General features: G+C 39.8%; 24 protein-coding genes and 1 other annotated feature (1 of these 25 running past the window's edge). Of the genes, 17 read left to right on the top strand and 7 right to left on the bottom strand.

Going from position 1 to position 24,183, the window contains the following annotated elements; translation table 11 throughout:
- A partial coding sequence (locus A3I7_RS0111770; RefSeq protein ID WP_018363747.1) for a helix-turn-helix domain-containing protein occupies positions 1 to 183 on the bottom strand: 183 nt, incomplete at its 3' end.
- Positions 184 to 352: 169 nt separating this feature from the next.
- Here A3I7_RS0111770 and A3I7_RS0111765 point away from each other — a divergent pair.
- From A3I7_RS0111765 to A3I7_RS0111750, 4 genes are all read left to right on the top strand, one after another.
- Positions 353 to 883 (top strand): Dps family protein, encoded by a 531-nt coding sequence (locus A3I7_RS0111765; protein WP_018376940.1) that lies wholly within the window; start codon positions 353 to 355, stop codon positions 881 to 883.
- Between the two features lie 319 nt (positions 884 to 1,202).
- A complete protein-coding gene (locus A3I7_RS0111760) occupies positions 1,203 to 1,406 on the top strand; it encodes a YqgQ family protein (RefSeq protein WP_018376939.1) in 204 nt (67 codons plus the stop codon).
- A 1-nt stretch (position 1,407) separates the two neighbouring features.
- Positions 1,408 to 2,376 (top strand): ROK family glucokinase, encoded by a 969-nt coding sequence (locus A3I7_RS0111755; protein ID WP_018376938.1) that lies wholly within the window; start codon positions 1,408 to 1,410, stop codon positions 2,374 to 2,376.
- A 17-nt stretch (positions 2,377 to 2,393) separates the two neighbouring features.
- Positions 2,394 to 2,774 (top strand): rhodanese-like domain-containing protein, encoded by a 381-nt coding sequence (locus tag A3I7_RS0111750; RefSeq protein WP_026217250.1) that lies wholly within the window; start codon positions 2,394 to 2,396, stop codon positions 2,772 to 2,774.
- 427 nt (positions 2,775 to 3,201) lie between these two features.
- Here A3I7_RS0111750 and A3I7_RS0111745 read toward each other — a convergent pair whose 3' ends face one another.
- Complete coding sequence (locus A3I7_RS0111745; protein ID WP_018376936.1) at positions 3,202 to 3,984, bottom strand: TraX family protein; 783 nt, start codon at positions 3,982 to 3,984, stop codon at positions 3,202 to 3,204.
- 175 nt (positions 3,985 to 4,159) lie between these two features.
- Between A3I7_RS0111745 and A3I7_RS0111740 the strand changes: the two genes are divergently transcribed.
- The 8 genes from A3I7_RS0111740 to A3I7_RS0111705 all read left to right on the top strand — a co-directional run bounded on the left by A3I7_RS0111740 (position 4,160) and on the right by A3I7_RS0111705 (position 14,720).
- Positions 4,160 to 4,810: an HD domain-containing protein gene (locus A3I7_RS0111740; RefSeq protein ID WP_018376935.1), complete on the top strand. Its 651-nt coding sequence runs from the start codon at positions 4,160 to 4,162 to the stop codon at positions 4,808 to 4,810.
- Positions 4,811 to 4,837: 27 nt separating this feature from the next.
- Positions 4,838 to 5,311 (top strand): GNAT family N-acetyltransferase, encoded by a 474-nt coding sequence (locus A3I7_RS0111735; RefSeq protein WP_018376934.1) that lies wholly within the window; start codon positions 4,838 to 4,840, stop codon positions 5,309 to 5,311.
- Between the two features lie 100 nt (positions 5,312 to 5,411).
- Positions 5,412 to 5,876, top strand: coding sequence for a DUF2798 domain-containing protein (locus A3I7_RS0111730; protein WP_018376933.1), 465 nt, complete (start codon positions 5,412 to 5,414; stop codon positions 5,874 to 5,876).
- A 542-nt stretch (positions 5,877 to 6,418) separates the two neighbouring features.
- A complete protein-coding gene (locus A3I7_RS0111725) occupies positions 6,419 to 9,208 on the top strand; it encodes a cation-translocating P-type ATPase (RefSeq protein WP_018376932.1) in 2,790 nt (929 codons plus the stop codon).
- 860 nt (positions 9,209 to 10,068) lie between these two features.
- Complete coding sequence (gene gatC, locus A3I7_RS0111720; RefSeq protein WP_018376931.1) at positions 10,069 to 10,371, top strand: Asp-tRNA(Asn)/Glu-tRNA(Gln) amidotransferase subunit GatC; 303 nt, start codon at positions 10,069 to 10,071, stop codon at positions 10,369 to 10,371.
- Complete coding sequence (gatA, locus tag A3I7_RS0111715; protein ID WP_018376930.1) at positions 10,371 to 11,837, top strand: Asp-tRNA(Asn)/Glu-tRNA(Gln) amidotransferase subunit GatA; 1,467 nt, start codon at positions 10,371 to 10,373, stop codon at positions 11,835 to 11,837. Before gatC ends, gatA begins: the two co-directional genes overlap by 1 nt.
- Positions 11,837 to 13,282, top strand: a complete 1,446-nt coding sequence (gene gatB / locus A3I7_RS0111710) for an Asp-tRNA(Asn)/Glu-tRNA(Gln) amidotransferase subunit GatB (RefSeq protein WP_018376929.1) — start codon at positions 11,837 to 11,839, stop codon at positions 13,280 to 13,282. The genes gatA and gatB overlap by 1 nt, the downstream gene beginning before the upstream one ends.
- 523 nt (positions 13,283 to 13,805) lie before the next feature.
- On the top strand, positions 13,806 to 14,720 hold the full coding sequence (locus tag A3I7_RS0111705) for a DMT family transporter (protein ID WP_018376928.1): 915 nt from the start codon (positions 13,806 to 13,808) through the stop codon (positions 14,718 to 14,720).
- A gap of 44 nt (positions 14,721 to 14,764) precedes the next feature.
- Here the strand turns inward: A3I7_RS0111705 and rnjA are convergent, their stop codons facing one another.
- Together rnjA and A3I7_RS0111695 are read right to left on the bottom strand one after the other, a co-directional pair.
- Positions 14,765 to 16,444, bottom strand: coding sequence for a ribonuclease J1 (gene rnjA / locus A3I7_RS0111700; RefSeq protein ID WP_018376927.1), 1,680 nt, complete (start codon positions 16,442 to 16,444; stop codon positions 14,765 to 14,767).
- A gap of 1 nt (position 16,445) precedes the next feature.
- The gene (locus tag A3I7_RS0111695; protein WP_018376926.1) at positions 16,446 to 16,676 is read right to left on the bottom strand and encodes a DNA-dependent RNA polymerase subunit epsilon; all 231 of its coding nucleotides are present in this window, start codon (positions 16,674 to 16,676) and stop codon (positions 16,446 to 16,448) included.
- 250 nt (positions 16,677 to 16,926) lie between these two features.
- On the opposite strand from A3I7_RS0111695, the gene tsaB reads away from it, so the two are divergent.
- The 5 genes from tsaB (at position 16,927) to A3I7_RS0111670 (ending at position 20,296) form a co-directional block, all read left to right on the top strand.
- Positions 16,927 to 17,616 (top strand): tRNA (adenosine(37)-N6)-threonylcarbamoyltransferase complex dimerization subunit type 1 TsaB, encoded by a 690-nt coding sequence (gene tsaB, locus A3I7_RS0111690; RefSeq protein WP_018376925.1) that lies wholly within the window; start codon positions 16,927 to 16,929, stop codon positions 17,614 to 17,616.
- 1 nt (position 17,617) lies between these two features.
- A complete protein-coding gene (rimI, locus tag A3I7_RS0111685) occupies positions 17,618 to 18,037 on the top strand; it encodes a ribosomal protein S18-alanine N-acetyltransferase (protein WP_026217249.1) in 420 nt (139 codons plus the stop codon).
- Positions 18,038 to 19,051, top strand: a complete 1,014-nt coding sequence (tsaD, locus tag A3I7_RS0111680) for a tRNA (adenosine(37)-N6)-threonylcarbamoyltransferase complex transferase subunit TsaD (protein WP_018376923.1) — start codon at positions 18,038 to 18,040, stop codon at positions 19,049 to 19,051. It abuts the gene before it with no gap.
- Positions 19,052 to 19,284: 233 nt separating this feature from the next.
- Complete coding sequence (locus A3I7_RS0111675) at positions 19,285 to 19,980, top strand: AzlC family ABC transporter permease (RefSeq protein WP_018376922.1); 696 nt, start codon at positions 19,285 to 19,287, stop codon at positions 19,978 to 19,980.
- Positions 19,973 to 20,296, top strand: coding sequence for an AzlD domain-containing protein (locus A3I7_RS0111670; RefSeq protein WP_018376921.1), 324 nt, complete (start codon positions 19,973 to 19,975; stop codon positions 20,294 to 20,296). Before A3I7_RS0111675 ends, A3I7_RS0111670 begins: the two co-directional genes overlap by 8 nt.
- Positions 20,297 to 20,560: 264 nt before the next feature.
- On the opposite strand, the gene A3I7_RS0111665 is transcribed toward A3I7_RS0111670, so the two are convergent.
- The 3 genes from A3I7_RS0111665 to rplJ all read right to left on the bottom strand — a co-directional run bounded on the left by A3I7_RS0111665 (position 20,561) and on the right by rplJ (position 24,037).
- Positions 20,561 to 22,675: an AAA family ATPase gene (locus tag A3I7_RS0111665; protein ID WP_018376920.1), complete on the bottom strand. Its 2,115-nt coding sequence runs from the start codon at positions 22,673 to 22,675 to the stop codon at positions 20,561 to 20,563.
- A gap of 419 nt (positions 22,676 to 23,094) precedes the next feature.
- On the bottom strand, positions 23,095 to 23,463 hold the full coding sequence (gene rplL / locus A3I7_RS0111660) for a 50S ribosomal protein L7/L12 (RefSeq protein WP_018376919.1): 369 nt from the start codon (positions 23,461 to 23,463) through the stop codon (positions 23,095 to 23,097).
- A 70-nt stretch (positions 23,464 to 23,533) separates the two neighbouring features.
- Entirely contained in the window at positions 23,534 to 24,037 is a 504-nt protein-coding gene (gene rplJ / locus A3I7_RS0111655; protein ID WP_018376918.1) for a 50S ribosomal protein L10, read from the bottom strand.
- A 28-nt stretch (positions 24,038 to 24,065) separates the two neighbouring features.
- Positions 24,066 to 24,183 (bottom strand) — a sequence feature (ribosomal protein L10 leader region) (it continues 17 nt past the right edge of the window).

Here is a 24,183-nt window from a genome sequence, read left to right as displayed (position 1 = left end):
ATCTTGAACCTGAGAAACACTTCCTCGTTTGATTTCACGACTGATGGTTGAGCGATGACGCCCAAGCAGACGAGCAATCTCAGAGGGGTTCTTGCCCATCTTGAGATAGGCGCTGATTTCTCCGCGTTCAGAGGCTGAAAGGTGTGAGTATAACGATTTTTTGGTAGAATGATTAGTGGACATGTTCATCTGCTTTCTATACTGAGTTGGGGAATTCTAGTATATCAGACGAGCATGTCTTTTTTGTTGCACTTCATTTTACAACGCGGGAAAATAGACCTAAAATGAGGGTGTAAGAATGATAATCATTCTAAATAAGAACTCTCACTTTACGTTTGAAAGGAGACATCTCATGTCAAAAACAATTGTTGAAAATAGTTTTGTTTCTCTAACTCATAATGCTTCTTCTAAAAAAGTTGCTAAAAATGAAAAGACGAAGGCTGTACTTAATCAAGCAGTGGCAGATTTGTCAAAAGCGGCTTCTATTGTCCACCAAGTTCACTGGTATATGCGTGGTACTGGGTTCTTCTACCTTCATCCAAAAATGGATGAGCTTATGGATGGACTCAATGCACACTTAGATGAAATGAGTGAACGCTTGATTACCATTGGTGGTGCACCTTATTCAACTTTGAAAGAATTTGACCAATATTCTAAATTAGAAGAAACGGTCGGCAATTTTGATAAAACAATGGATCAACACTTGGAACGCTTGGTAGAGGTCTATACCTATTTGTCAAATCTCTATCAAGTTGGTCTTGATGTCACTGATGAAGAGGGAGATGCCCCTAGCAATGACATTTTCACTGCAGCGCAGGCAGATGCTGAAAAAACTATCTGGATGCTACAAGCAGAACGTGGTCAAAAACCAGGTATTCGCTAAAAATAAGTTTTCAATCAGTATAGTGCTGAGTTGAGCCCTAAAAATTAAACAGTCCTCCTTTGAACCTAGCTAGTAGCGGGATCCAAAGGAGGTTTTCTAGTCTTTTAGTTTATAATCGCCTTGGGCCTACTATATCAGTGAAAGTATGACTAGCTTCAACGGTCTGATTTTGATTTTCATTGAGTGTAAGATTTTCCTAACATGTCAATTTTGGAACTTTCTTTAGATATTATTTGTCAGTATCGGTTAGGTTGAAAAAGAGGTCTTGAAAATGCAGAAAACGATTGCATAAATGGTTGATTTTTGCTAAAATTTTTATATGAAAACATTATATGATGTGCAACAGTTGCTTAAGCAATTTGGCATTATTATTTATATTGGCAAGCGCCTTTATGACATTGAAGTCATGAAAATTGAACTGGAAAAACTTTATGACAATGGTTTGATTGACAAGGATGATTATATTACAGCTGAATTGATTTTGCGACGAGAACACAGATTGGAAATGGAAAAGGAAAAATAAGATGGCTAAAAAATTGATTGGTATCGACCTTGGCGGAACAACTGTAAAATTTGGGATTTTATCCCTTGATGGTCAAGTCCAGGAAAAATGGGCAATTGAGACTAATATTCTCGAAGACGGCAAGCACATCGTGCCAGATATTGTTGCTTCGCTTAAACATCGCTTGGAACTTTATGGTTTAACCAAGGATGATTTTGTAGGTATCGGAATGGGTTCACCGGGTGCGGTTGACCGCGATAAAAAGACAGTCACAGGGGCCTTCAACCTCAACTGGGCACACACAGAGGAAGTTGGCTCAGTTATTGAAGAAGAACTTGGGATTCCGTTTGCTATTGATAATGATGCTAACGTTGCGGCTCTTGGTGAGCGTTGGGTTGGCGCAGGTGCTAACAATCCTGACGTGGTCTTTGTGACTCTTGGCACTGGTGTTGGCGGTGGTGTAATTGCAGACGGTAATCTTATCCATGGAGTTGCTGGTGCGGGCGGTGAAATTGGGCATATCAATGTAGAGCCTGAGAACGGTTTTGCTTGTACTTGTGGTAATGAAGGTTGTTTAGAGACCGTTGCTTCGGCGACAGGTGTTGTTCGCGTTGCTCGTCATCTAGCTGAAGCCTATGAAGGAACTTCTAGCATAAAGTTAGCTATTGATAATGGTGAAGCTGTGACAAGTAAGGACATCTTTGAAGCTGCGGCAAGTGGTGATAAATTTGCAGATTCAGTTGTGGAAAAAGTTGCCTTTTATCTTGGCTTAGCGACTGCAAATATTTCAAACATTCTAAATCCAGACTCTGTCGTTATTGGTGGTGGTGTTTCTGCAGCGGGAGAATTTTTGCGTAGCCGCATTGAAAAACATTTTGTTAAATATGCCTTTCCACAGGTGCGTAATTCTACCAAAATCAAAATTGCAGAATTAGGAAATGATGCTGGAATTATTGGAGCAGCTAGTCTTGCCAGTCAATTTGTAGATTAGGAGTAGTTATGGGAAGTATCAGTTTGATGACGATTATTCTCATCCTTGCATTTGTTGCTTTTCTAGGTTGGACCGCATGGCGATACTATCAAGTTAGGAAAGCTGCTAAATTTATTGACAATGCTGCCTTTGCTGAATTGATTCACGGTGGTCAGCTCATTGACATTCGTGAACAAAGCGCTTACCGAATGAAGCATATCTTGGGAGCGCGAAATCTTCCAGCGAGTCAATTTAATCAGAGCATGTCTGCTCTTCGTAAGGACAAACCAATCCTTCTTTATGATAGCAGTAGGAGTACATCGCTTCCACGTGTGGTGTTGTCACTTAAAAAGGCGGGATACACAACAATCTATGTTCTTAAAGATGGTTTTGACTATTGGAACGGTAAAGTTAAATAAAGAGCAAGCGTACTTTAAAATCTAAGAACCTGTATTCACAAGTGAAGTGCTTTTATTTAAGAGATATTTTTTCGCTAACCAATGTTTTTTGAAGAATACTGACTGTATTTAAAAAAACTAACGATGAGTAGCCGAAAAACTAGCCTTAGATGAAAGTGTTGAGCTGTGAATACAGGTTCTAATATGTTTAATACTCTTCGAAAATCAAAATTATCCGTTGTCAACTTGCCTTGATGAACTCAAGTTCTATCGTCGGCTTCGTTTCCTAGGCTACTTTTGATTTTCATTGAGTATAAGACCTCACCTATTGTGGTGGGGGCTTTTCCATTTATACTCATAAAAATCAAACTCAGACCAGTGAATGCGGGTGCAGATGAATTGTTGTCATCAGATGAAGTCAACAATGTTTGAGTTTTTTTGAAGGGTATTATAAAAAGAGAGCTAGCAAATGCAGTAACCAGAGATGAGCTGGATAGAAGATGTAGAAAAACCATTTGTGAATGGGCTTATTGCTGCCTTTTTGACCATTGTATAACAGAAGAAATGGTAAAAAGAGAAAACTTAGGGCATCGCTATTGTAGCAAAACATGTCAAACCAGTTGTCAAAACTTTTGTAATAACTAATATTGAGATCTGGTCCCCAACCGATAAAAAGGAGAATGCTCCACAAACAAAAGATAGAGACTTGCTTTTTAGGTTTACCATAAAAAGCCCAGAAGATCAGCATGAGAAAGAGGATTGGAATACCACCTTCTAGCGTTAAGATAAGATGTTGACCTAAGGGGAAACCAACAAGCGATAAGACAATACCAATCAAAAAAATCAGAGTCCCCAGAATGATGTTAGTGGATTTTTGGTTATCCTCATCTCTAGATTTTTGCCAAAAATAGATGACACTGTAACCGACAGCCAAGGTCAGAAAAATGTTATCTCTGATGGCATGTTCCTGTCCGAGTAAGAAAATAGATAAGAAGTCACCTAGCTGCATGAGAATAGCTGCGCTCCATAGACGAAGCAGGTGTCTCTTGCGATTTCTAGTGTGAAAAAAACCTTCAATCGTTAGGTAGGCGAAGAGCGGTGCCACAAAGCGCGTGATGAGATGGATCCAACTTGGTAGACCAGGAAAAGCAAAGAAAGCAGAATCCATAGCCATAAAAACTAGGGCGATATACTTGAGCTGATTTGTATTTAAAATTTTTAAAGATTTCATTGTCTTATCCTCCTAACCATAGTTTATCAAAGTGAAGGAAAACTACCCTTACAGTTTTGTAAGGTAGTTGTAAGATTTTACGAATCGAATTGGCAATAAATAACTTTTTAAACAAGTCCGTATCAACTCTAGGTTTTCATCATTTTACTAACAGAATCTATGCTATAATAGAGTCATGATTAACAAGAAAATGATTTTAGAAAAAGCGGAGCAACTGGTTCGTAGCCGCTTAGAAGGTGACTCCAGCGGTCATGATTGGTGGCATATTGTTAGGGTACGAAACACCGCCCGTACGATTGCTATGGAAGAAAAGGCAGATGTCTTTCTTTGTGAAATGGCTGCGCTACTTCATGATATGGCAGATGATAAGCTAACAGACCAGCCAGAAGTAGAACTGGCTAATTTACAGCTTTGGTTAGCTAGTCAAGGTTTGACGGAGGTGATGATATCTGACATTATTCAAATCATTACCACTATGTCCTTCAAAGGTGGTGGCGGTCAACCTATGGTGTCCTTGGAAGGGAAAATTGTTCAGGATGCGGATAGATTGGATGCCATCGGGGCTATAGGTATTGCTCGCTGCATGGCTTATTCTGGTAGTAAGGGGCGGCTTATCCACGATCCAGCCAAGCAACCGCGGGAGCGGCTAACTCCTGATGAGTATCGGAATGGTCAAGATACGGCTATCATGCATTTTTATGAAAAATTGCTTAAACTCAAGGACTTGATGAATACTGATTTTGGTCGGAAAATGGCAGAGCAGCGCCACCAGTATTTAGAAAATTTTTTGAGAGAATTTTATGCAGAATGGGATGGCCAGCGCTAGCCATCACCCAAAAGAAAAGGAGAAAAAATGACAATCAGACGAGCAGAAGTAAGAGATATCCCAGCACTACAAGAGCTTTTGAGACAAGTTCTCTATGTGCATCATCAGGCACGACCAGATCTTTTTGAAGCAGAAGGGAGTAAGTATACGGAAACTGAATTGGAGGAACTTATCCAAGATGACCAACGCCCAATCTTCGTCTATGAAGATTGCGAAGGACGGGTTCTGGGGCATCTGTTTACCATGATTCAAGAGAGTAAAGCACCATCTGTTGTTCACAAAACCCTTTTTATTGATGATTTGTGTGTTGACCAAGAAACGCGCGGCCAAAAAATCGGAGAACAACTTTATCGCTTTGCAATTGATTATGCCAAAAGAATTGGATGCTATGCCCTAACGCTCAATGTTTGGAATGATAACCTAGGTGCTCTGCGATTTTACCAAAACCAAGGGATGACACCACGTGAGACTTGTATGGAACAGATTTTAGGTGAAGATTAAAAATTTGACTTACAAGAAAAAAATATTTATGTTAAAATAACTCCAGTTGTATGATTTAAAAAATCAGAAGACATAAAAATAAAGAAAATGGAGAATTTTTATGCCTCGTAATTTCAAAGAATCACTCTTTTTTACCGGTCTGATGTGTGTGATGATGGTGCTTGGGATGACTACCTGGAATTTGATTGTAGCTGGACATTTCTCGTGGGGACACCTAGCGTCAAGTTATCTTCCAGGTTTTATAGTTGCACTTTTTCTTGATATTGTGCTTGCAGGACCAATTGCAAAAAAACTGGCTTTGGCAATTCTAGAACGCATTGATTATCAAGGGAAAAAGTGGGTGAGAATTATTGCTGTTTCCGGGATGATGGTTCTTTTTATGGTAAGTTGTATGTCGCTTTATGGGTTGCTGTTCAACCGTATTCCGATTTCTTATGGGATTTATGGCCGTACCTGGATAACTAATTTCGTATTTGCCTTACCCTTGAATCTTCTCGTAGTTGGTCCTATTGCCCGCTTTATACTTGGAAATTTTCAAAGAAGAGTTCTCAACTTAAGTAAATGATGGTTCTTAAATTTTAGGGCTTATTGAAGATAAAAGGTAGGTGTGAAGAGACGGTGAATGGATAATATTGCTATACTGAAATTGTAAGACTATCTCTGAAAAGTGAGCTAGAGCTTTTATAGTCAATTAGTTTATCTTTGATTACTTCGACATAAGAGAAACTCCGTTTCCTTATTTCCAACTTCAAACACTCCACTGGCTTGTTTGAACTCTCCTTGCCGTACTTTACGAAAGTGACTTGCTTCGCATGTCTTATTTCCAACCTAGAACAGCCCCTAGGCTGTTCTAGCAACCTGCAGCTAGTTGCCTAGTACTAAAAGACTATAAATCATTCCATTTGGTATAGACTTTAAAGAGAAAAAACAACTTGTGCCAATAATTTATCATCTTTTTATTTTTCAGAAAATGTCTGTGACAATCAGACTTTTTTTTGTTCACTTTGCTTAAAAAGGAGTATAATGACAGTATAGAAAAACGTTTTCACCTTTTTCAATGTAGGCTATATTGTCTCTGAAATATTGATTTAGAATTGAGGAAATCATATGAGTAGTCATAATTATTCTCGGACTTCTCAAAAGAGCCTTGAAACTTATGCAGTAGACGACGTTTATCAAGCCGCCTCCAGCCGAGCTTCTGGACTTACCAAAGAGGAAGTCAGCAATCGTCAGCAAATCTATGGACCAAATAGACTTAAAGAAGCATCAAAAGAGCCTATCGTGCTGACCTTTGTTAAAAATTTTACGAGTTTGATGGCTATATTACTTTGGGTTGGTGGTGCTGTAGCCTTGCTATCCCACAGCATAGAATTAGGAATTGCCATTTGGTTTGTTAATATTGTTAATGGTATTTTCAGCTTTGTCCAAGAGTATCGTGCTAGCCAAGCAACAGAAGCTCTAAAAAAGATGCTGCCTTCTTATGCCCGTGTTGTCCGCGAAGGTCAGGAAGAAAAAATCCTTGCCGAAGAGTTGGTACCAGGAGATTTGGTTCTTATTGAAGAAGGGGACCGAATTTCGGCAGATGGGCGTGTGGTTTTTGCGACAGACTTGCAAGTCAATCAGTCTGCCTTAACTGGGGAATCAAACCCCGTTTATAAGACTAATCAGGCTGATGAAGTTCCTGATAAAAGTCTTCTGGAGCGTGACAATATGGTTTTTGCAGGAACTACTGTATCTTCTGGATCTGCTAAAATGATTGTCTCAGCCATCGGTATGGAGACACAATTTGGACAAATTGCCCACCTGACGCAAACTATGGTTGATGATAAAAGCCCTCTGCAAAAGGAATTGGATCATTTGACCAAGCAAATTTCAATCATCGCCATCACGGTTGGAGTTGTTTTCTTTTTTGCAGCAAGTTTTTTTGTCCATCAGCCTCTTGCTCAAGCTTTTATTTTCGCCTTAGGCATGATTGTTGCTTTTATCCCAGAAGGGTTACTTCCTACCGTTACCCTTTCATTGGCAATGGCGGTGCAACGCATGGCAAAGGATAATGCTCTGGTCAAAAAACTGTCTTCGGTTGAAACTTTGGGAGCCACTTCTGTCATATGCTCGGATAAGACAGGAACTTTAACTCAAAACGAGATGACTGTCAACCACCTTTGGCAAGTCTCAGACCAGTACGATGTTACTGGTCTCGGTTATGCCACAGAAGGTGACATGCGCAAGGTAGATGGTAAAAAAGCTTCGCTTGTGGACAACAAATCTCTCGAATACTTGGTTCGCTTTGCCCATCTTTGCAGCAATGCTCAAGTTTTGCCACCTGACCAAGACCGTGCTACTTACACCGTTTTAGGCGATCCAACTGAGGCTTGTCTAAATGTTTTGGCAGAAAAAGCTGGACTTACCCTTCATAATAACCATACTTGGGCTCCTCGCCTCAAAGAACTGCCCTTTGACTCTGTCCGAAAACGCATGACTACTGTGCATGAATTGAGTGAGACTATTGATGGTAGCCAGCATCTTTCTATCACCAAAGGAGCCCCCAAGGAAATGGTAGAACTTTGCCACTTTTATAGGGATCGAACTGGCCTTCACACAATGACTGATAGTGTCCGTCAGCAAATCTTATCGGCCAATGACAATTTTGCGCAAGATGGGTTACGTGTCTTGGCTATTGCTTATCGTCCACTGGAAAGGGAGGCTCTGACAGATGAGACTTCTTGGACACAAGAGTATCTGGAAATGGATATGGTCTTTCTTGGTTTAGTTGCCATGAGTGATCCGCCTCGAGAAGGTGTTCGCGAAGCTATCGAAAAATGCCACCGAGCTAGTATTCGTATTATCATGGTGACAGGAGACTATGGTTTGACAGCACTCAGCATTGCCAAGAAAATTGGTATTGTCCGTGGAGATGACGCACGTGTGGTGACAGGACTTGAACTGGAAACTTTATCTGACAGTCAGCTCAAAGAGGCACTCAAAGGTGAAATTGTCTTTGCCCGCGTAGCTCCTGAACAAAAATATCGTGTCGTGACAGCTCTGCAAGAACTGGGAGAAGTAGTTGCAGTAACTGGTGACGGTGTCAATGACGCTCCTGCTCTCAAAAAAGCAGATATAGGTATTGCGATGGGAATCACTGGGACAGACGTAGCCAAAGAATCGGCTGACATGATTTTGACCGATGATCACTTTGCTTCTATCGTCCATGCGGTGGAAGAGGGGAGAGCCGTTTATCACAACATCAAAAAATTTCTGACCTATATTTTTAATTCCAATACTCCGGAAGCTGTGCCATCCGCCTTTTTCCTCCTTTCAAAGGGCTTTGTTCCCCTTCCTCTGACCGTTATGCAGATTTTGGCAGTTGACCTAGGGACGGACATGATTCCTGCCCTTGGTTTGGGTGTAGAGCCTCCGGAACCTGATGTTATGCACCATCCGCCTCGAAAATTAACGGATAGACTTCTCAGTAAATCTCTGCTTATCAAAGCCTTCCTCTGGTATGGTTTGATTGAGTCTGCTCTTGCTATGGGAGCCTTCTTCGTCACTTATTATTTGCATAATGGAAATCTCTCTCATCTAGTTGCCTCAGGACAACTCTATCGTGAAGCCACAACTATGACTTTGGGAGCCATCATCTTTTGCCAGATTGGCATGGTTATGAACAGCCGCACTTCAGACCAATCCATTCGGCAATTGAGGCTTTTCTCTAATTCATTGATTGATATTGGTTTGGCGGTTGAACTACTCGTCTTTTTGATGCTGGTTTACTTGCCTTTCTTCCATGAACTTTTTAATACTGCTAGTCTTGGTCTGTGGCATTGGTGTTATCTGTTACTCTGTCCTTTTGTTATAGTTGGCATGGAGGAACTTAGAAAACGCCTCGCTGATCATTAGCAGAATGAGACTTTTAGAAAATGTGGATTTGCCTTCCACATTTTCTTTTTAATTATTCTGAATGTCCGAAAAATATTCTTTACACCCCAATTAGTTAGGGTTGATTATCGTAAAATAATTGTTTCACCACTTTATTACTACAGTTGAAATCTTGTATTTCAATTTTTCTTGAGATTGAACTTGTACTCACACTAGGTCAGAAAAATTCTGATTTTATTCTAACTGGGTGTTATCTTGTACATCAGTTAGTTTTTTTGGATAATAAGTAAGTTTGTTATCCAAAAAAATTGTTTTCGTGATAGAATCACTGGGATTCTACTGCCAGAAGAAAAAATAGAGCAAGATTAAATAAAGCACACATAAAACTACTAAATCAACCGACAATGTACTGAACAATTTTTATTCTCATTCAGGGATATATTTTTGGTATGACAACTAAGAACCTGCATTCACAGTTCAGCACTTCCATCTAAGAATAATTTTTCAGCTACTCATTGTCAGTTTTTTTCAAAATACAGTCAGTATTCTCTCAAAAAACTACCTTGATTAGCGAAAAACTATCTCTTATCTAAGAGTACCTTGCTTGTGAATGTAGGTTCTAATTTTTTATCTATTCAGGCAATCTTTTGGTTGCAGTCTTCAAAAAGATCTTGATGAACTTTCTTTTTTATCAAAGAAAGTTTTCATGCGTTTGTGGTAAATTCTCAAAGTAAGTTCTAGTTCCTGTCCTTCCAGAAGTTACTTTGAGAATTTAGGGATTTTAATTTGAACGGTTTTAATTTGGACTAAGTATAAAATAGCGGAGCAACACAGTTTATGGTATAATTGGTAAGACTATGTAAAAATAATGGAGAAATGCGATGAAAATTTCTGAAGAAGAAGTTCGCCATGTGGCGAGTCTATCTAAATTAGCATTTTCAGACGAAGAAACAGTAGAATTTGCGACCACTTTGTCAAAAATTGTTGATATGGTAGAACTATTGAATGAAGTTGATACAAACGGTGTGCCTATTACCACAACCATGGCTGATCGTAAGACAGTTATGCGTAATGATGTGGCTGAAAAAGGCACAAATCGAGATGAATTGTTCAAAAATGTACCACAAGCTGAAAACTATTACATCAAAGTACCAGCTATCTTAGAAGATGGAGGAGATGCCTAATGTCATTCAATACAAAATCAATTGACGAGTTGCATGATCTCCTTGTCAAGAAAGAAATCTCAGCAACTGAGCTAACTAAGTTGACACTTGAAGACATCAAAAAACGCGAAACCGCTGTTGACTCGTTTATCACGATTTCAGAAGAAGCTGCGCTGGCACAGGCAAAAGCGATTGATGAAAAGGGCATTGACGTTGATAATGTCATGTCTGGTATTCCTTTAGCTGTCAAAGACAATATCTCAACCAAGGGTATCTTGACCACAGCAGCTTCAAAAATGCTCTATAATTATGAACCAATTTTTGATGCGACGGCCGTTGAAAAACTTTATGGAAAGGATATGATTGTTATCGGAAAGACTAACATGGATGAATTTGCCATGGGTGGGTCAACCGAAACATCATATTTTAAGAGAACCAAGAATGCTTGGGATCAAAATAAAGTTCCGGGTGGTTCATCAGGAGGTTCTGCAACAGCAGTTGCCTCTGGTCAAGTACGTCTTTCCTTGGGGTCAGATACAGGTGGTTCAATTCGCCAGCCAGCTGCTTTTAATGGCGTTGTTGGGCTGAAACCAACCTATGGGACAGTTTCACGTTTTGGGCTGATTGCCTTTGGTTCTTCATTAGATCAAATCGGTCCATTTGCCCCAACTGTTAAGGAAAATGCACAGCTTTTAAATGTTATTTCAGGATATGATGCTAAAGATTCTACATCAGCAATTAACGAAGTAGCTGATTTTACTTCTAAAATTGGTCAAGACATCAAAGGGATGAGAATCGCACTTCCGAAAGAATATCTGGGCGAAGGAATTGACCCTGAGGTGAAAGAAACCATCCTTAATGCTGCGAAACATTTTGAAAAATTAGGAGCAACAGTGGAAGAAATTAGTCTTCCACATAGCAAGTACGGTGTGGCAGTTTACTACATTATCGCTTCATCAGAAGCTTCTTCAAACTTACAGCGTTTTGATGGTATCCGCTATGGTTACCGTACGGAAAACTTCAGCAATCTTGAAGACATCTATGTTAATACCCGTAGCGAAGGATTTGGTGATGAAGTCAAACGTCGTATCATGCTAGGAACCTTCAGCTTGTCATCGGGTTACTACGATGCTTATTTCAAAAAGGCTGGTGCTGTGCGTACTCTGATTATCCAAGACTTCGAAAATGTTTTTGCGGATTACGATTTAATCTTAGGACCAACCGCCCCTAGTGTTGCTTATGACTTGGACTCTTTAAATCATGACCCTGTTGCCATGTATCTGGCAGATATCTTGACCATCCCAGTAAATTTGGCAGGTTTGCCAGGGATTTCCATTCCTGCCGGCTTTGCTCAAGGTTTGCCTGTTGGTTTGCAGTTGATTGGTCCAAAATACAGTGAGGAGACCATTTATCAAGCTGCTGCTGCCTTTGAAGCAACAACAGACCATCACAAACAACAACCAGTGATTTTTGGAGGTGACAAATAATGAACTTTGAAACAATTATCGGACTTGAAGTTCACGTTGAGTTGAACACTAATTCCAAAATTTTCTCACCAACATCAGCCCATTTCGGTAATGATCAAAATGCTAATACTAACGTTATTGATTGGTCTTTTCCAGGTGTTCTACCAGTCATGAACAAAGGTGTTATTGATGCGGGAATCAAAGCTGCGTTGGCACTTAATATGGACATCCATCAGCACATGCACTTTGACCGAAAGAATTATTTCTATCCTGATAATCCAAAAGCCTACCAAATTTCACAATTTGATGAGCCTATTGGCTACGATGGCTGGATTGAAATTGAATTGGAAGATGGTTCAACTAAGAAAATTGGCATTGAACGCGCTCATTTGGAAGAAGATGCTGGGAAAAATACGCACGGAACCGACGGTTATTCTTACGTTGACCTCAATCGTCAAGGGGTACCTTTGATTGAAATTGTATCTGACGCTGACATGCGCAGTCCCGAAGAAGCCTATGCTTACTTAACCGCACTTAAGGAAGTCATCCAGTACACAGGCATCTCTGATGTCAAGATGGAAGAGGGGTCTATGCGTGTTGATGCCAACATTTCCCTTCGTCCGTACGGTCAAGAAGCATTTGGTGTTAAGACTGAACTGAAAAATCTCAATTCTTTCTCAAATGTCCGTAAAGGGCTTGAATATGAAGTGGCACGTCAAGAAAAGATTCTGCGTGCTGGTGGGCAAATTCGTCAAGAAACTCGCCGCTATGATGAAGCAAACAAGGCTACTATTTTGATGCGTGTCAAGGAAGGCGCTGCTGACTACCGTTACTTCCCAGAGCCAGATTTGCCATTGTTTGAAGTGTCTGGTGAATGGATTGAAGAAGTTCGTACTAGTTTACCAGAATTTCCGAAAGACCGCCGTGCCCGCTATATTTCAGAGCTTGGGTTGTCAGCCTATGATGCTGGTCAGTTGACATCAACAAAAGTAACGTCTGATTTCTTTGAAAAAGCGGTTGCCCTTGGAGGTGATGCTAAACAGGTTTCTAACTGGTTGCAGGGAGAAGTGGCGCAGTTCTTAAATGCTGAGAGCAAGACCTTGGATCAAATCCAGCTGACACCAGAAAACTTGGTTGAAATGATTGCCATTATCGAAGATGGTACCATCTCCTCTAAAATTGCTAAAAAAGTTTTTGTTCATTTGGCCAAAAATGGTGGGGGTGCCCGTGAATTTGTCGAAAAGGCTGGTCTGGTACAAATCTCAGATCCTGATGTGCTTATTCCAATTATTCACCAAGTCTTTGCAGACAATGAAGCGGCTGTCGCTGACTTCAAGTCTGGAAAACGTAATGCTGACAAAGCCTTCACAGGATTTCTTATGAAAGCAACAAAAGGCCAAGCCAATCCGCAAGTTGCCTTAAAACTTTTAGCACAAGAGTTGGCGAAGTTGAAAGAAAACGACTAATACTCAATGAAAATCAAAAGTAGCCTAGGAAACGAAGCCGACGATGGAACTTGAGTTCATCAAGGCAAGTTGACAACGGATAATTTTGATTTTCGAAGAGTATAAATATCCTTAGCAGTAATTTGTGTGGCATACAGTGAATTGTTTTAATGAAAGACTCTTTAATTTCTAAAGTTGGAAAATTAACTTCAGAAATTGTAGAGCCTTTTTGAGTAGTTATGTCTCCTTTTGAAAGAGATGCCTCATCCCCAGTTAATGTTAGTGATAGACGTCTCAATTTTGGTAACGAAATGATAGAGCTAGTTACTTGTGGAGAACCGTTAAACTGATTGGTACGTAAAAACTTTTTAGGATTTACTTATAGAAATACTTTTGAAAGTAATAGGTTTGGTTGTCCATTTGCTTCTTGGATTGATATAAATTATTGCTCCAACTATTCTGGGAAAAAGAATATGAAGATTTTTTCTCCAAAGCAAATTTTGTATGATAAAATGAAAGGAGTTTACAAAAGGAGTTTAACGAAATGTCAAAAAATTTAAAAGGCAGTCTCTTGGTCATTATTGCGGGCTGTGCTTGGGGAATTTCAGGAGTTAGCGGACAATATTTAATGTCATATGGAGTCCATATCAATCTCCTTACTAGTCTTAGGCTATTGATAGCAGGGCTCATCTTACTTACTATTCTCGTAATTAAACAGCCTAACCAATTGCAAAAAGCTTTGACAAATAGATCTCTTCTTCTAGGAACATTCTTGTTTAGCCTGTTTGGGCTAGTTCTCAATCAGTTTGCCTATTTGCAAGCTATTCAGCATACTAATGCTGGAACGGCAACGGTCTTGCAGTATGTGACCCCTATCTTAATTTTGGTTTTGGTTTGTTTGAAAAATCGCACAGCGCCGACAATGGTTGAATTGCTATCTATTATCCTAGCTGTTTTGGGAACTTTTATCATAGCTACTCATGGTCAGTTAGGTAATTTAGCTATCACTCCGGTTGGTTTATTTTGGGGGCTCTTTTCAGCGGTTACTTACGCGGCTTACATCATCATTCCAGTCAAACTGATTCATGAGTGGGGAAGTATTTTAGTTATTGGTCTTGGTATGCTCATGGGAGGAATTGTTTTCCCAATTTTTACACAGGCTTGGCGGTACGATATTGCTTTAGGAATTGGAAATAATCTTTTAGCTTATGTTGGGATGATAGGCGTTGGGACCGTGTTTGCTTACACAGCCTTTCTGAAAGGCACTAGTATTGTTGGTCCAGTAAAAGGCAGTCTTTTAGCTGCAGTTGAGCCCATAGCTTCGGTACTTTTGACAGTTCTCTTGATGAAAGAAGTTTTTTACGTCATTGATATTCTAGGAATGATTTTCATTTTTGCAGCCGTACTCCTCATTTCACTCAAAGATTTGCTAGCAGTCAATAAAAATAGTCAGCTTTGAGTATAAAAAAGCAGTGAGATAAGAAAACTTATCTCCTGCTTTTTTTATTTATCAGGGGTCAGTATCATTGGGATAATGATAGGTTCTCGCTCTGTCTTTTCGTAGAGGAAAGGACGCAAAGCGTTGACTATAGCACCATTAACTGTTTGAATGCTGGCATCTTTGTTTTTCAGGGCGATTCGAATAGCGTTGAAAAGAATGCGTTGGCTTTCACGAATTAAATCTCCAGATTCACGCATATAGATGAAGCCACGACTGAGGATGTCAGGTCCTGCCAAAATCATCTGTGACTCAAAGTCAACAGTTGCTACAGCTAAGACGACACCATCTTCAGATAGATCACGACGATCGCGGAGGACAGCGGCACCTATGTCACCAATACCATTGCCATCAACGTAGATATCTTGGGCATTGAAATGACCAGCGCGACGAGCGGTATCCTTAGTGAGCGCAAGAACATCACCATTTTCCATGATAAAGATATTTTCTTTAGGAACACCAGTATCAACAGCCAAACCAGCGTGGACTTTTTGCATACGGTATTCCCCATGGACAGGCATGAAGAATTTTGGTTTCATGAGGCGAAGCATCAGTTTTTGTTCTTGTTGACCACCGTGTCCAGAAGTATGGATATTATTAACCTTACCATGAATAACCTCAACACCAGCTTCTTGAATGGTGTTGATAAGTTTGTTGACACTGGTTGTATTACCTGGAATTGGACTTGATGAAAAGATAACCGTGTCACCGGGCTGTAGGGTAACTTGACGGTGAGTCCCGTTAGCAATACGAGCTAAGGCAGCCATCGACTCTCCTTGAGAGCCAGTACACATAATCAAAATTTCGCTCGCATGGTAATTTTTCAATTCACTGGCATCAATAAAGGTGCCTTTTGGAACCTTGATATAACCGAGTTCAACTCCATTAACGATGGCTTTTTCCATGGAACGTCCAAAAACAGCAATCTTACGGCCTGTCTTAACAGCAGCCTCAGCAGCCTGTTGAAGGCGGAAGATATTGGAAGCGAAAGAAGCAAAGATAATACGTCCATGAATACCTTCGATAATCTTCATAATAGACTGACCGACAACTTTTTCGGAATTTGTAAAAGTTGGTACTTCGGCATTGGTTGAGTCTGAGAGTAAGCAAAGAACACCTTCTTCTCCCAGAGCAGCCATGCGATGAATGTCAGCTGGCTCGCCAACAGGGGTCCAGTCAAATTTGAAGTCTCCTGTGCAGACAACTTTACCTTGAGGAGTATGGATAACAATTCCCAAGGGTTCTGGAATAGAGTGAGTTGTACGGAAGAAAGTAACACTGAGGTTCTTGAAGGTCAGCTCGGTATTAGCATTGATTTCATATAGCTTAGCTTCACGCAAGAGGCCGTGTTCTTCCAGTTTGCCTTTGATTAGAGCAAGAGCAAGTGGTCCTGCATAGATGGGAACATTGGCTTGTTTCAGAAGAAATGGGATACCGCCGATATGATCTTCGTGTCCGTGAGTAATAACCAAAGCTTTCACGCGGTCAAGATTTTCAACGATGTAAGAATAGTCAGGGATAACATAGTCAATACCTAACAAATCATCTTCTGGAAATTTGATACCGGCATCAACTATGATGATTTCATCTTTGTATTCAATTCCATAGGTATTTTTTCCGATTTCACCAAGGCCACCAATCGCATAAACCCCAACTTCTTCAGGTTTAAGATTGATATTGCTCATATTATAACTCCGTTAGGGCGAAAACACCTGATTCTTTTTCATATTCGAGGTGTTTGTCTGAGAGGAGTTCAATAAACTCAATGTTGTAGGCAGTCTTTTCTTCAACGAGTTTACGCGCCTTAATGCGTCCCTCAAGTTCATCAGTGGCATCAATGTCGAGATAGAGCGCTTTTGTCTGTTCACGACGTGGGCTACGTGTTTTTGTTTCTTGATAAAAAACTTTGTAAATCATAGGATTCCTTTCTTTATGACAAGTAAAATCATAACTACAAAAAGTCTGCCAGATTAAACGTATTTCAATCGGCCATCGTTTATGAAATTTTATGAGTAATAGATTTTACTTTGATTCGTTACAATTATTTCAATTATACCATAGAAACCTTTTTTCGTCTAACTCTAGAGTCTTATTGAACATCAGTCATGTATCGGATGTTTTTTTATGTTATAATTGGAAAAGAAATTTCAAATCAGAAGGAAACAAGATGAAAGTTTTAGCCTTTGATACTTCATGTAAGTCATTGTCACTTGCAATCTTAGATGGAGAAGAATTATTAGCAGAAGTTACGCTTAATATAAAAAAGAATCATAGTATCAGCCTCATGCCCACTATTGATTTTTTAATGCACTCAGTTGATATGCAGCCTAGTGATTTGCAGCGCATTGTGGTTGCTCAGGGTCCAGGTTCTTATACAGGGCTCCGCATCGCAGTAGCAACAGCCAAGACTCTTGCTTACAGCCTCAAGATTGATTTGGTCGGAGTATCAAGTCTCTATGCTCTCGCAGCACCTGCTAAAAAATCCGGATTGGTCGTTCCTATTATAGATGCTAGACGCAATAATGTTTATGCTGGTTTTTATGACAATGGCAGAGCGGTTGAACCAGACAGACATTTAGCTCTTACGGATGTTCTAGAAAGTTTGAAACTCCAAGAAAAAGTGACCTTTGTTGGAGAAGTGGAAAGTTTTCGAACTCAAATTGAAGAACACCTTCCGCAGGCAACAGTTATCCAAACATTACCATCAGCATACGAAATTGGCAAACTAGGTCAAACTTTACCTGCGGTAGATGTGAATGCCTTTGTTCCAAACTATCTTAAACGAGTTGAGGCTGAAGAAAATTGGTTGAAAGACCATCATGAAGATTCACAGGCTGACTATGTTAAACGGGTATGATATGCGGACATTGGAAGAAAATGTTGTAGCTGTCTATGATATTTTGTCAGATGTTTATGCCAAATCACCTTGGTCAGAAAAACAGATTTTAGCAGACATGCAACAAAGCAACGTTGATTATTTTTTTGTAGAAGTTGAGACGCAAGTTGTTGGTTTTATATCGGTACAGCAGTTAGTAGGAGAGTTGGAAATCACGAATATAGCGGTAAAAAAAAGCTATCAGGGACAAGGTCTGGGAGCGCAGCTCATGGCTTTCCTCAATGAGGTTGATTTTCCGATTTTTCTTGAGGTGAGAGCATCCAACAATGCTGCACAAGCCTTGTACCAAAAAAATGGCTTTAATGCAATCGGACATCGGAAAAATTACTACCATGATCCAGTTGAAGATGCCATTATCATGAAACGTGAGGGAATCGAGTAAATGAAGGACAGATATATATTGGCAGTGGAAAGTTCATGTGATGAAACAAGTGTCGCTGTTTTAAAGAATGACAAAGAACTGCTGAGTAACATTATTGCTAGCCAAGTGGAGAGTCATAAGCGCTTTGGAGGAGTTGTTCCTGAGGTAGCTAGTCGTCATCATGTTGAGGTTATTACACTTTGTATTGAAGATGCTTTGCTGGAAGCAGGGATTGAAGCAAGTCAACTGGATGCTGTGGCGGTAACTTATGGTCCTGGTTTGGTTGGAGCACTTTTAGTGGGAATGGCTGCCGCGAAAGCTTTTGCTTGGGCAAATCAACTTCCTTTGGTTCCTGTCAATCACATGGCTGGCCACTTAATGGCTGCACGCCAAGTTCAGAAGTTGGAGTATCCACTTTTAGCGCTTTTAGTATCTGGAGGTCATACAGAATTAGTTTATGTCTCTGAACCTGGCAATTATAAAATTGTGGGAGAGACTCGTGATGACGCAGTTGGCGAAGCTTATGATAAGGTTGGTCGTGTCATGGGATTGACCTATCCAGCAGGCCGAGAAATTGATGAGTTAGCACATAAGGGACGGGACGTCTATGATTTTCCTCGTGCTATGATGAAAGAGGATAATCTGGAATTTTCATTTTCTGGACTCAAATCAGCTTTTATTAACCTGAGCCACAATGCCCAACAAAAAGGTAAAAAACTTGTCAAAGAAGATTTGTGTGCCTCTTTTCAAGCAGCTGTGCTAGATATTCTTATGTCCAAAACTAAAAAGGCACTTAAAAGTTATGCTGTTAAGACATTAGTTGTAGCTGGAGGTGTGGCTGCTAATCGTGGTTTACGTGAACGATTGGCAGAAGAAATCACAGAGACTACTGTCGTTATTCCTCCTTTGCGGCTCTGTGGAGACAATGCGGGGATGATTGCACTTGCAGCTGCAATTGAATATGAAAAAAAACACTTTGCAAGCCTTGACTTAAATGCCAAGCCAAGTTTGGCATTTGAAACAGTGGAAGAATGATTACTAGCTATCAATATTTCATAGTTATTTGTTTATTATTGTTTCCGCTATTAAAAAAGTTTCTTTAATCGTCAACGAATCTAGGGCATCAGTACATAATAAGTGGGTAAATTTTTGGATTGTTACTCCATCATTTAGAAAAACAACAAAAGAATCTCCTATTTAAATGAGTGGTAGGCAGTACTAAACTTATGTTATAATATAGGAAAATTCTGGTAATTCAAGGAGGAACTATGCAGGAAAAAGGATTTTGGGATGGTGTCAAGGCAGCTACACCAACGGTTTTTGGATATATATCGATAGGAATGGCTTTGGGAATTGTGGGAGCAAAGTCTGGTCTGACACCGCTGGAAATTGGTTTGATGAGCATTATTGTTTATTCTGGTTCTGGTCAATTTGCTCTTTGTGGTCTTATTTTGGCAAAGGCTTCGTTACCTTCCATTGGACTTACCATTTTTTTAATCAACCTGAGGCATTTTTTGATGAATTTGCACACCTCAACGATTTTTCCAAAGGCAAGCATAGGACAGCAGTTACTGATTGGAAGTTTCATGACAGACGAAAGTTATGGTATTTTACTAGGGGAGCATATTCGTCATAAAGATATTTCAGTCATCTGGATGTATGGGAATAATTTTGCAGGTTATTTCACATGGGCAACTGCTTCTATAATTGGTTGTGTTTTAGGAGGTCTCATTCCTAATCCAGATTCCTTTGGGATAGATTTTGCATTAATCGCTATGTTTGTGGCTATATTCTCTAGTCAGTTGGAAGGTATGGTTCGGCGGGTTAAATGGCAGAAAATTACTTGGATTTTAGTGACGGTTTTTCTTTCTTATATTTTACTTAGTGTCATCATATCGAGTGCTCTAGCGGTGTTGGTTGCGACACTCTTAGGATGCTTTGTGGGGGTTTTGCTTGATGATTAGTTCATATGTTATAGCGGCCATTGTCATATCGATGTTGGTTACATGGATTCCAAGGGTCTTTCCTTATATACTTGTGCGCTTTGCTGAATTACCTCCAAAGGTTATTAAATTTTTAGGTTATCTACCAATAACCATTATTTTCGCTTTGATTTTATCTAGTATTTTTACAGTTGAAAAAGGGCATCTCCCTCAAATTAAGTGGATTGAACTGGTAGCAGTAGCTCCAACATTTCTAGTTGTTGCAAAAAGCAAAAATGTCATGTTGGCAGTTCTCATAGGAGTTGCAGCCGTAGCGGTCTTACGTCTGGTGTTCTAGGTAGAAAAATAGCAGTGCTAAGCAAATCTTATCGCTTCAACTAAGAAGGGGGACAAGTGATTAGAGTTGACATCATTTGATGGTTTTAGAAAATCAAAATGATATGTCAGTGGTGTCACCTTATTATCCCTTTATACCAATTTGTGTAGCAATAATTAAAATTTAAAAAAACTGATACTCGTCTGAGAATCAGTTTTTTTGTATCATTAAGGGAAATTGTCTTGGTGTCAAGTTCTGATAAACATCAATTCTACTGTGTATATATTAATTTTGCTTTTCAGAAATAACCATGACATTGTCTGTAATATCAGCTTTAAGATGTTTAACATCTGTGTGATCAAGATAGAAGTCAGTGATTTTATCGCGAATTTCTTGTTCGATAACACGACGCAGTGGACGAACCCCCATCGCTTCATCATACCCTAGTTCAATCAAGTGGGCTTTGGCAGTGTCTGTGACTTCAAGATCAATACCTTTCTTAGCAATTGTCTTGCTGACTTCATCTAACATCAGGTCGACAATTTCATTCAAGTCTTCCTTAGTCAAATGAGAGAATTCGATGATACCGTTGAAACGATTGAGAAATTCTGGACGGAAGTAAGGAGCGATACGATCCATGATTTTCTTATCCTTATCATCTTGACCAGTTAAAGCTTCGTTACCAAATCCAGCATTAGATGTAGCAATGATAACCGTATTTTTGAAGTTAATCGTGTTACCTTGACCATCGGTTAGACGACCATCATCCAAGACTTGAAGCAGAAGTGTGATGACTTGAGGGTCTGCCTTTTCAATTTCATCTAAAAGCACGATTGAGTAAGGGTTGCGGCGAACACGTTCTGTAAGAGTATTGTTATTATCATCGTAGCCAACATAACCAGCGGTAGTACCAATTAATTTAGAAACGGCAGTGCGGTCGCTGTATTCCGACATATCCAGACGAATGATAGAATCTTTGGAACCAAACATATCAAGTGCTAATTGTTTAGCCAATTCGGTCTTACCAACTCCTGTTGGACCCACGAAAAGAAAGCTACCGATTGGGCGGTTACCCTCATCAAAACCAGCACGGTTACGACGGATGGCGCGTGACACTGCTTCAACAGCTTCGTTTTGACCGATGACTTTACCCTTTAAACGACTAGCCATTTCTTTCAAACGCTCAATGTCGCTTGCGCCCATATTGGAAACAGGCACACCAGTTAAACGTTCAACGGATTCTGCCACGTCATTGACCGTAGCAGTTACTTTTTGACCCTCTGTGTGGTTATCAATTTGTTTTTGTAATTCTTCAATCCGTACTTTGGCATTGAGTGCAGTTTCGTAATCCTCTTTAGCAGCAGCGGCCTCTTGTTTAGCTTTTTGATCAGCAATTTCCTTTTCCAAAGTCTTAATGTCAGTGACCTTATTTTGAGCTGCTAAGTGAGCAGCAGTCATGTCAATTAAATCAATAGCCTTGTCTGGCAAGCTACGCTGTGGAATATATTGGATAGAGAAATCAACAGCTGCTTTCAAGACATCATCCGGCAAAATGACGTTGTGGTGCCTTTCGTACAAATCACGAATACCCATGAGGATATTAAAACTGTCCTGTGCAGATGGTGCATTAACCTTAACTTCATTGAAACGACGTGCTAGCGCAGCATTTTTCAAAATGGTGTTACGATATTCGTCTTGTGTAGTCGCACCAATCACAGTTAATTCACCACGCGAAAGGGCAGGTTTAAGAATGTCAGCCAAGCCTTTGGAACCAGAGTCACCACCGGTTGAGCCAGCACCTAAAATTTGATGAATTTCATCAAAGAAGAGGATGATATTACCTGCATCTTTGACTTCCTTAACCAAATTTTGAATATTTTCTTCAAAGCTACCGCGGTATTGCGTACCTGCTTCAAGCCCTGAAATATCAATTGAAATGATTTCTTTATTTTTAATCGTCGCAGGTACATCACCATTGACAATAGCTTGCGCCAAACCTTCAACAACCGCAGTTTTACCAACGCCGGCATCACCGACAAGAACAGGATTGTTCTTCGTACGGCGTGATAAGATTTCAGCAGTTTCTTGGATTTCTTTGTTGCGTCCAATGACTGGGTCAAGTTCATTTTGGCGTGCTTGTTCGGTCAAGTTGGTACCAAGTTTTGCCAAAATACCATCTTCTTTAGGAGCAGTAGCAGCAGATGCTTGTTGCATGTCTGGATTACCTGGTAATTTACCAGTTTGACGATATTGCGCAAATTCTTCAGGGGTGACTTCGCGTCCGTTAATCAAATAACGTTTATTTTCGGAATTGTAGCCTCCCATATTTCCCATGAGTTGGTTGAAAATGTCGTCCATATTTCCAAAAGGATCTCTTCCATAAAAGTTGTTGTTAGCCATAATTAGTTACCTCTTTTTCTAAAAATAGATCACAAGTAGTATTATAATCTGATTTATATGTCGTTGAAGAACAAACACCTTAGTCTATACAAATGGGTAGAGAGGTCGTATTTAAGGTGATTGTATTGGTTTTCCTAACCATCTTCTGATGATATTATACACCTTTGGTCAGTGAAGGTCAATACAAAACGAGAAAATTTTAAAAAATAATTAAGAATCGGTTTGATGTAAATTATCATAAGTTAATAGTAGTGAATAAGGTAGATGTCTTTAATGTTAAACTCAGTAATAAGGAGATTACTTTGAGAAGTGTAAACGATGGCTAACTTGGACTTGAAATCTACCGACAAAAATAAAAACCGCTATTCCTAAGAATAGCGGTTTAATCATGTTTTTAGGCTAATTGAGTAGTCGCTCTATTATTTAAGAGTAACAGAAGCTCCAGCTTCTTCAAGTTTAGCTTTGATTTCTTCAGCTTCAGCTGCAGATGCACCTTCTTTGATAACTTCTGGTGCACCATCAACAAGAGCTTTAGCTTCTTTAAGACCAAGACCTGTGATTTCACGAACAACTTTGATAACGCCAACTTTTTTGTCGCCAGCTGCAGTCAATTCAACGTCGAATGAATCTTTAGCAGCAGCTTCTTCTCCGCCTGCTGCACCAGCTACAGCTACAGGAGCAGCTGCAGTTACACCAAATTCTTCTTCGATAGCTTTTACAAGGTCGTTCAATTCAAGGATTGAAGCTTCTTTAATTTCAGCAATAATGTTTTCAATGTTCAATGCCATTGTAATTTCCTCCAAATATGTTTTAAATTAGGTTTAATAAGATAGCATTAAGCTGCTACGGGCTGACGCATTAAGCTGCGCCTTCTTCTTTGTTTTCTGCAACAGCTTTGACAGCATATGCAACGTTGCGAACTGGCGCTTGAAGTACAGAAAGGAGCATAGAAAGCATACCTTCTTTGTTTGGCAATTTAGCAAGAGCGTTAATTTCTTCAACAGAAGTGAATTTACCGTCTACTGAACCACCTTTAATTTCAAGAGCTTCTGCATCTTTTGCAAAGTCACTAAGAACTTTTGCTGGTGCGATAACATCTTCGTTAGAAAATGCTACTGCAGATGGGCCTACAAACAATTCTTTCAAATCGTCAAGACCTGCTTTTTCAGCTGCACGAGTCAAGATTGAGTTTTTGATAACTTTGAACTCAACACCGCTTTCACGAAGTGAACGACGAAGATTTGTATCTTGCTCAACTGTAAGACCACGTGAATCAACAACGACGATACTTGCAGCTGCCTTCATTTTTTCAGCAACGAGCTCAACTTGTTCAGCTTTTTTAGCAATAATTGCTTCACTCATTAGTTTTACCTCCGTTTTTATTTTTGGGCTAGGCACAAAAAAATCGCACCTAAACCTAGACACGAAAGTACAAAGACGTTATTTCATAATGACGTTTTGTGCCTCGGCAGGAATCTTATGAGCACCGCTCCCCTGCTGTCTTAGGT

Origin of the sequence: Streptococcus orisratti DSM 15617, assembly GCF_000380105.1 — a bacterium.
Taxonomy (GTDB): Bacteria; Bacillota; Bacilli; order Lactobacillales; family Streptococcaceae; genus Streptococcus; species Streptococcus orisratti.
Note: the sequence above shows the minus strand (reverse complement) of the source record. Positions and strands in the feature narration are given on the sequence as shown.